This window comes from Halobacillus sp. (assembly GCF_049282395.1).
GTDB lineage: Bacteria > Bacillota > Bacilli > Bacillales > Halobacillaceae > Halobacillus.
Map to the genome: position 1 here is coordinate 1 of NZ_JBAPTY010000156.1, position 7,861 is coordinate 7,861.

General features: G+C 43.1%; 13 protein-coding genes. 9 read left to right on the top strand and 4 right to left on the bottom strand.

All coding sequences use genetic code 11. From position 1 onward, the window contains the following. Window positions 1–356: 356 nt before the first annotated feature. Window positions 357–620 carry a NifU N-terminal domain-containing protein gene (locus tag WAM07_RS06985; protein ID WP_422165811.1) on the bottom strand — a complete coding sequence of 88 codons (264 nt, stop codon included), beginning with the start codon at window positions 618–620 and terminating at the stop codon, window positions 357–359. A 129-nt stretch (window positions 621–749) separates the two neighbouring features. Between WAM07_RS06985 and WAM07_RS06990 the strand changes: the two genes are divergently transcribed. The 3 genes from WAM07_RS06990 (at window position 750) to WAM07_RS07000 (ending at window position 2,337) form a co-directional block, all read left to right on the top strand. Further along, window positions 750–1,577 (top strand): DUF2785 domain-containing protein, encoded by an 828-nt coding sequence (locus tag WAM07_RS06990; protein ID WP_422165812.1) that lies wholly within the window; start codon window positions 750–752, stop codon window positions 1,575–1,577. A gap of 19 nt (window positions 1,578–1,596) precedes the next feature. Next, window positions 1,597–2,019, top strand: a complete 423-nt coding sequence (locus WAM07_RS06995; RefSeq protein WP_422165813.1) for a hypothetical protein — start codon at window positions 1,597–1,599, stop codon at window positions 2,017–2,019. Between the two features lie 192 nt (window positions 2,020–2,211). Beyond that, complete coding sequence (locus tag WAM07_RS07000) at window positions 2,212–2,337, top strand: hypothetical protein (RefSeq protein WP_422165814.1); 126 nt, start codon at window positions 2,212–2,214, stop codon at window positions 2,335–2,337. 195 nt (window positions 2,338–2,532) lie between these two features. On the opposite strand, the gene WAM07_RS07005 is transcribed toward WAM07_RS07000, so the two are convergent. The 3 genes from WAM07_RS07005 to WAM07_RS07015 form a co-directional block, all read right to left on the bottom strand. Beyond that, a complete protein-coding gene (locus tag WAM07_RS07005) occupies window positions 2,533–2,748 on the bottom strand; it encodes a DUF3813 domain-containing protein (protein ID WP_422165815.1) in 216 nt (71 codons plus the stop codon). Further along, complete coding sequence (locus WAM07_RS07010) at window positions 2,749–2,895, bottom strand: hypothetical protein (RefSeq protein WP_422165816.1); 147 nt, start codon at window positions 2,893–2,895, stop codon at window positions 2,749–2,751. A 95-nt stretch (window positions 2,896–2,990) separates the two neighbouring features. Further along, window positions 2,991–3,815: a Cof-type HAD-IIB family hydrolase gene (locus tag WAM07_RS07015; protein ID WP_422165817.1), complete on the bottom strand. Its 825-nt coding sequence runs from the start codon at window positions 3,813–3,815 to the stop codon at window positions 2,991–2,993. Window positions 3,816–3,994: 179 nt separating this feature from the next. Here WAM07_RS07015 and WAM07_RS07020 point away from each other — a divergent pair, with 179 nt between their 5' ends. From WAM07_RS07020 to WAM07_RS07045, 6 genes are all read left to right on the top strand, one after another. Continuing rightward, window positions 3,995–4,759, top strand: coding sequence for an alpha/beta fold hydrolase (locus WAM07_RS07020; protein ID WP_014642535.1), 765 nt, complete (start codon window positions 3,995–3,997; stop codon window positions 4,757–4,759). Between the two features lie 74 nt (window positions 4,760–4,833). Continuing rightward, window positions 4,834–5,145, top strand: a complete 312-nt coding sequence (locus WAM07_RS07025; RefSeq protein ID WP_014642536.1) for a metal-sulfur cluster assembly factor — start codon at window positions 4,834–4,836, stop codon at window positions 5,143–5,145. 70 nt (window positions 5,146–5,215) lie between these two features. After that, the gene (gene mobB / locus WAM07_RS07030) at window positions 5,216–5,731 is read left to right on the top strand and encodes a molybdopterin-guanine dinucleotide biosynthesis protein B (protein WP_422165818.1); all 516 of its coding nucleotides are present in this window, start codon (window positions 5,216–5,218) and stop codon (window positions 5,729–5,731) included. 4 nt (window positions 5,732–5,735) lie between these two features. After that, the gene (locus WAM07_RS07035) at window positions 5,736–6,197 is read left to right on the top strand and encodes a molybdenum cofactor biosynthesis protein MoaE (RefSeq protein WP_422165819.1); all 462 of its coding nucleotides are present in this window, start codon (window positions 5,736–5,738) and stop codon (window positions 6,195–6,197) included. Continuing rightward, entirely contained in the window at window positions 6,194–6,427 is a 234-nt protein-coding gene (moaD, locus tag WAM07_RS07040; RefSeq protein WP_422165820.1) for a molybdopterin converting factor subunit 1, read from the top strand. Before WAM07_RS07035 ends, moaD begins: the two co-directional genes overlap by 4 nt. Window positions 6,428–7,330: 903 nt before the next feature. Further along, on the top strand, window positions 7,331–7,861 hold a 531-nt coding region (locus tag WAM07_RS07045; protein WP_422165821.1), incomplete at its 3' end, for a response regulator.

The window sequence follows — 7,861 nt, forward strand, 5'->3', positions numbered from 1 at the left end:
CATCATAAACCATGAGGAGGATTTCGAGCTCCTAATTTCGCAAGGTCCGGAGGGGGACGATGAAGACTTCTGCGGGATGAACATGATCGGTGAGATCCCGCAGGGCTGTTAAGCCCGAGGAAGCTCACCTCATATAAGAAGTTCGACTAAGATCGCCACGTCCTGTGGCAACGTCGAACGACCCTGCGTCGTGTAGGGCCGGAAAGCGAAATCGTCCCCCGCAGGACCTTCCGCTCAACAAATGTCTCGAAATCAAGTCTTCAAGTAATGGGAGCTTATCTTTAACATTCAACGGTTCTCAAGCATCCTCAATAAAAAAGGCTGCCACATCACATGTGGCAGCCTTTTTTTAGCTATTAATATCCGTATTCAGCTAACAAACCTTCGACTTTAGGAGTTAATGTTTCCCATTCAGCATTCGGTAATTTATTTACGGTAATAAAATTTTGGAAGCCGAACACATTATCTACTCCATCAAAGTTCATGAGATCATTTAAAATTTTATAGTCACTTGTCTGTCCAGGCATAACAGATACACTGCCATCCCCTTGGAAAATCATTGAATCAGTCGTAAATTTACGAGCATTCGGATTTGGTGTTTCTTCTACTTTTACTGCCATTTCGCATCCTCCTCTATAACATCTTTACCTATTTTATCAGATATTCTTCCAACTCTAAACTGAAAGCTAATATTCCATTAATTTCATAAAAACTGTGTTACAATGAAAACACTTTTTAGGAGGTGTTTTATGGAAACGCGACTCATTGATGTGTTGCAGCCCATTAAAGATAACGATTATCAACTGCCTGAAAACCAAAGCCTGCAGGAGCTGACAACGATGATGCTCCAGAAGATTGGTTCGGTTCATCCAATACTTAGGGACGATCTGATCCATACTATTTTTACAACGTTTATTGAACGTGGTCACTACAGCCATGAACAATTAAAAAATATATTACACTCCATATTAAATAAAAACTATCTCTTTTACCGGATCGGTACGTCTAAAAAACAGGAAGATGCAGTTTTTAAACGAAGTTTTTCTGTTTTATTAATTCCCCCCATCATGGAAAAACATCGGAAGATGCCCTTCTTAAAAGAAGCAGAGGTCCATAGAGTGTGGGACCATCTCAAAAGGTATATGCAGCAGGAATCAGACCACCGGGGATATGTTGAAGGGAAGGGCTGGGCCCATGCAATGGCTCACGCATCCGATGCTCTTTATCATGTGGCTTCCTGTGATGAAATTACAGAAGCGGAAATACGAGAGATGCTGCCGATTATTAAAGCGCAGTTTCTGATTGACCATCCCTATTTATTTGATGAAGAAGAACGGATGGTAACCGCGGTTATGATTATGTTTAAGAAAATTAAGCCGCAGGTGCGAATGGAGTGGCTGGAAACCCTGCTCTATGTGCGGGAAAGCTGGCAGGATCCTCGCGAGGATATTATAATAAACAACAGTAAGCATTTCCTGAGAGCCCTGTATTTCCGTATGCTGGAAGGAGATCATCGGGATCTTCGGCAGGTTTTAGAAAACCTGCTCCGTGAGCTTAGAAAACAAGAAGCCTATTGATAAATATGGGGGAAAAGCTATGATTCGCTGGGGATTTTGGATTGGTACAACTTCCGGACTCATACTCGGCTTTTACATGTGGCTGGTCGAGCTAGTAACGGGTAAAAAAGTTTATACATTGCTTATGAATGTTGATTTTATTCCCGTCATTGGAAGCATTGAATGGCCGGCTGCGATCGAATGGCTTTTTCACTTAATTATTTCCTGGATTATTGGGGTCCTGTATGTTTATGCGGTCAGGCGCGTCCTGAAGGATACTAAACGTAATCGCTGGTCTCTTGCTTTGATCTTAAGTGCGTTTGCCGCCACCAGTTATGTGCCGCTTACGCTTCTCGCTATTAAGGAAACCCCGGCGTTAACCGATGGCGCGGCTATCTTATATTGGTTAATCGGGCATGTACTGTATGCTGTCGTCTTGAAAATATCCTATTATCGTTCTTGATCCATGTTAAAGCCCGGGAAATGAAGGTCCCAGGCTTTGACCATATTTTAATTCGTATAGACCTGACAGATCTGTTTCATAAACGAATTCCCTCGGCAGCGAAACCGTTTCATACGACTGAGTTGTTTCAAAACACTTTTAAAGAATGGTAAGTATAGTGCCGGATCCTTAATATCCATTGGGGATAATTTCATGAATGAGATTGCTCCAGCTCTTGCGCTTGGAATGAAAGCTATATGGATCCATCAGCCCGGGTCTGAATGGAATCATAAGGATTTAAAAATTGTGAAGAGTTTTGAAGAGTGCACGAAGACATAAAAAAGATACAGCCATTCATCCAGTGAAGCACGATTCAAAAGGAAGAATGGCTGTTTCAAATTCAGAAAAAATTAGGGGGTACATATAAGATACCCCAAATCCAATAATTATAACTCCTGCTAAGGACGCAGTTTTTAATAATTAAAAGGGGTAAAAAAGACCAGACTGGAAATCCAGCCTGGTCTTTTACATGATTTATCGCAAACTTTGATGGTGGTTATCAAGCTGTTGTTCCAACTGCTGTAGCTCTTGTTTCTCTTGTTGAGAACATTGGCTATATGCAGATTGAATCGCTTGTTTAGCCGCTTGCATGTCTTCCTGGCCCATCTGTTGGCTACCATTGCCATCACGGTTCTGTGTGAAACGGTTTACCGCTTCACGCGCGTTTTCAAAAAGGTTTCTGCCCTTCATTTAAAACCCTCCTACCGTATGCTGATCAGATTCGATTTCTTTTCGTTTAGCGTCTGAAAGCCTTTTAGGCTCCATCTTGCTTTCGTCATACTGACGAACTTCTGTCCAGCGTTCTTCGTTGCGATCTTTCTGTTTTTGCTGTTCCATGACAAGCCCTCCTGTCATAAAAAAAGCCTGAACGTTTTTCACGTTCAAGCTTAGTATGGAGAATTGCCTGTAATCTAACCTAGGAAAATGTTGACTTACATGGCTTTTTTATTAAGTTTTAAATATTCGTTCAAGAATTCTCCTATGCCGTTTTCTTCATTTGAATGCGTAACGTGTTTCGCGACACCTTTTAGTTCATCAATGGCGTTCCCCATAGCTACTCCGACACCGGCGTAATCAATCATTTCCAGGTCGTTGTCTTCATCGCCAAACGCAATAATACGATCCTGTGGAATGTGGAAGTAGTGAGCGATTTTATGAAGACCTACCGCCTTATTCAGCCCCGCCCGGACGATTTCAATCACATGCCACGGTGCGCCCCATTTACGATGATCAATTAAAGAAGCGTGCACATCCAGTTCTTCGCGAAGCCTCTGGATTTTATCTTCCTCCGGGTGGATTAGAATGGAGGTAGGATCATCTTTTAAATTCGAATGCAAACGTCCAATACTGATGGGATTGTCGTTTTTCGTTTGGAAAATGCTCATAATTTCTTCATCATGCTGATCCAAATACACTTGGTCCATGACTTCTGCCAGAATATTTTTGACACCCAGTTCCTGACAGGTATCGATAATTTTATGAGCGGTGCGAATTGAAAGCGGGGAGTGAAGCGCATCCCACTTATGATCTGTAGGGTGGTGGATTAAAGCGCCATTAAAGTTAACCATTGGCGTCTTAAGTCCTAATTCATGATAGAAATCGATGCTTGCTCGATGTGGACGCCCTGTCGCAATCACCACGATGTGACCTTGACGTATGGCATTAAGCACCACTTCTTTTGTTTCAGCGTTGATGACTTTATCATCCGTCAGAAGTGTGCCATCCAGATCCAGTGCTATTAAATGTTGTTTGTCCATATCTTCACCTCATTTGTATGTATAGTGTAGCGGTAAGAAAGGTGAGTTGTAAAGAATTCCCGCCTGTATCACCTAACACTTCCCAATTCTATCGGGCAGTGTTACGATTATACTATAACCCACTTTTGTAATAGCTATTTAAACAGGACGTAAAGATTAGTTAGAAAGGAAACACGTTGATGATCGGAATTCAAAGGAAAACATTAAAAGGCGTACCAACACTTACCGTAGTTGATTCAGCAAAACAAGAGGAGCCGATGCCTGTATTTATTTACTTCCACGGCTTTACTTCAGCGAAGGAGCACAACCTTCCTCAGGCGTATTTACTGGCAGAAAGAGGTTACCGTGTCATTCTACCTGACAGTGCCTACCACGGCGAACGTGATCAGGATCTGTCCAAGGATGAGCTGAATTTTAAGTTCTGGGATATTGTATATCAAAACTTAAAAGAACTTCAAGATATAAAAGACGAACTTGATCGAGAGAACCTTATTAAAGACCGGCGGATCGGCGTTGGAGGCACATCCCTTGGAGGGATAACGACGAGCGCGGCTCTAACCATGTATCCATGGATTCAGGCCAGCGCAGTCATGATGGGTTCTCCGAAACCAGTTGATTTTGCTAAGCAATTGGTTGATGAGATCGAATACTTCGGGCTTCAGATACCATTGTCAGAAGAAAAAATGAATGAGCTCTTTGATTTTCTCGGAGCGATTGATCTATCCAAACAAATGGACAAACTATACGGAAGACCTCTTTTCTTCTGGCATGGCGATGCGGATCCTGTTGTTCCATTTGAGCATTCATACGATTTTTATAACGAAGCCATTAAATATTATAAAAATCCGGAGAACATCCGCTTCTTAAGAGAAGTCGGCCGAGACCATAAGGTTAGCCGCTTTGCTATCCTGGAAATGGTCAATTGGCTTGAATTAGTTCTATAACGGAATCGATTGGTTTATTCTGAGTCGATTTTTGTTTATAATAAAGTTTGAACACATGTGAAGGGGGAAAATTTATGAGTACAGCAACTGAAGAAAATGCGTTGGGTGCCCTTGAGAATGTCATTGACCCTGAACTCGGTATTGATATCGTGAATCTAGGACTTGTCTATGGCGTCGATATAGATCCAGACGGCAATGCGACCGTAACAATGACGTTAACAGCGATGGGCTGCCCGCTCGCCGCTCACATCGAGCAGGATGTTAAAGGCTGCTTAGCTGACCTGCCGGAAATAAATCAGGTAGCTGTTAATATTGTCTGGAATCCACCTTGGACGAAAGATCGTATGAGCCGTTACGCTAAAATCGCATTAGGAATCCCAGATTAATGAACTTGGCCCCTGCCGTATAAATTAGGCAGGGGTTTTTACATAAATACGCAGAGGAGAGGGAATCACAATGAACCACCAGACCCCAGTATTTCAAGTAGTAGGATACAAAAATAGCGGAAAAACTTCCCTCTTATCTGAATTGATTGCCTATGGTGCGGAAAACGAAGAGCATGTAGCTGCGATCAAACATCATGGTCATGATGAACCATTGAAAGTCATGCATCATGGCACAGACAGTTACCGTCTGCACGAATCCGGTGCTTTTATGACAGGAGTGGATAGTCCGGGTCGTCTTCAACTGGAGCTTAATCATCCGGAAGGGTACCCGCTTGAAAAGCTTGTCTCCTTATACCGCTTTTTTACTCCGGACTTAATCGTCGTTGAAGGATTTAAACAGGAAGCCTACCCGAAAGCGGTTATTATAAAAAGAGAAAGAGACTTAGAACTGCTCAAGCTTGAAAACATCCGACTGGTCGTCACATGGGACGATTCCCTCACAAGCCATCTGGAACTTCCCGTTTACAAGCTGGAACAATGGAAGGAACAATTGCCTGAAATCTACAAACTGGCGAAAGGAGCATGAAGCTTTGGGGAAACACTTTTGGATCTCAGACCAGCCCTTAGTTATACAAGAAGTGGTGGATATCGTAACCAGGAGAAACGCAGGGGCTATTAACACCTTTATTGGAACAGTACGAGAATTTACTAAAGGAAAACGAACCCTTTACCTGGAATATGAAGCCTACAAGGTGATGGCAGAGAAGAAATTAGAGGAAATTGGTCATGAAATCAACGAGAGGTGGCCGGATGCAGAAACGGCTATTGTCCATCGGGTTGGCCGCCTGGAAATCACCGATATTGCGGTCGTTATCGCGGTCTCCACACCTCATCGTGCCGACTCTTACGAAGCGAGCCGCTATGCGATTGAGCGGATTAAAGAAATTGTGCCTATTTGGAAAAAGGAACATTGGGAAGATGGCGAGCAATGGATTGGTGATCAAAAAGAAACGAAACAGGGAATTCCTGCGAAGGGAGATGCATCAAAATGAATCGAATTTTATTTTTTGCAGGTCTTAGAGAGCAGGCCGGGGAAGAAAGCATCGAACTGGATGTGAACGGCCGTTCCATCGGAGAGCTGAAAGAAACATTATCAAGCCGTTACGCTATCGATAAAGTGAAAGAATCCATGGCAGCTGTGAATGAGGAATTTGTCCAGGATGAAGAAATCGTAAAAGAAGGAGATACCATTGCCTTTATCCCACCGGTTAGTGGTGGTTAAAAAAGTCAGCCCGCTACAGAAGCAGGGCTGACTTTTTTGGTGAACGTGATGGTTGTTTTTCATTAAAGGATTATTACGCATTAGGGCCGGATTGTGTAAGACTCCGTTTCGAGATATTTATTGAGCGGAAGGTCCTGCGGGGGACGATTTCGCTTTCCGGCCCTGCATGACGCAGGGTCGTTCGACGTTGCCACAGGACGTGGCGATCTTAGTCGAACATCCTTTGTGCTGAGCCTCCTCGAGCAAGCTCTGCGGGGTCTCACCGATCATGTTCATCCCATTCTTACACTATTTTAGTCGTACTCGAAAATCAGAACATAAACGACTAGGAGAGCTATCCAGCTTCAGCACCTAGCGTCTAGTGAGACTTCCCTCGCTTCTGTACGATAAGGCAACATCGAATCGCTCCGCTCTTCGTGTTTTCTTTATCTCCGCCAGCTCAGTCCAGTCCATACGCCGCTGACCAAGGTGCTTCCGCTTTTAACCTAGGAGTCTTCATCGTCCCCCTCCGGACCTTGCGAAATAGGGAGTTCGAAGCCCTCTACGAAGATGTCTGCTAAATGAAGATCGTTTATGTCTCGAGTGTCTGGGTGATGGAACAAGACGAGTTGTTTCCGTAGCCAGCCCCTCTTATTAAGCAACGGATCCAAGATATCTCAAAACTGAGTCTTACACAATCCGGCCCTGTTGTGCTGTAAGCATAAGGAAATATCAATAAGAATTTTTAATAGAGCGTTCTAGTCAGAAGCCGCTGTGGCGTGTTGGTCACAGCGGTTTTTAGTAGAAAAAAATTATTTTTTCTGAATACATTTTTCATAACTTTTTATTAGAAAAAGACATTTTTCCATAAATAAGTTAAAATAATAGATGGTATAGAAGTCGAGGAAAGGGATGTGACAGTGTATGGCACTGAAGATCTTAGTTGTAGACGATGAAAAGCCGATTGCAGATATATTGAAATTCAATTTAGAAAAAGAAGGATATGAAGTCGTGTGTGCTTATGATGGTGATGAAGCCATTCAAAAAGCAGACGAAGAAGACCCTGATTTAATTTTATTAGATATTATGCTTCCGAATAAAGACGGAAACGAAGTCTGCCGTGAAGTGCGCAAGAATCATAATATGCCGATTATTATGCTGACAGCTAAAGACGCTGAAATAGATAAAGTGTTAGGACTTGAAATGGGTGCCGACGATTACGTGACCAAACCGTTCAGTAATCGCGAACTGATTGCCAGAGTTAAAGCTAATTTGCGGCGTCAGCAGCAGGAGCCGGAAGACAGCTCCCAGCAGCCTAAAGACATAACGATAGGAAGATTATCGATTCATCCTGATGCTTATACAGTAACGCGTGACGGCTCCTACATTGAGCTGACTCACCGTGAATTTGAATTATTACATTACTTAGCCCGTCATATCGGACAAGTCATGACG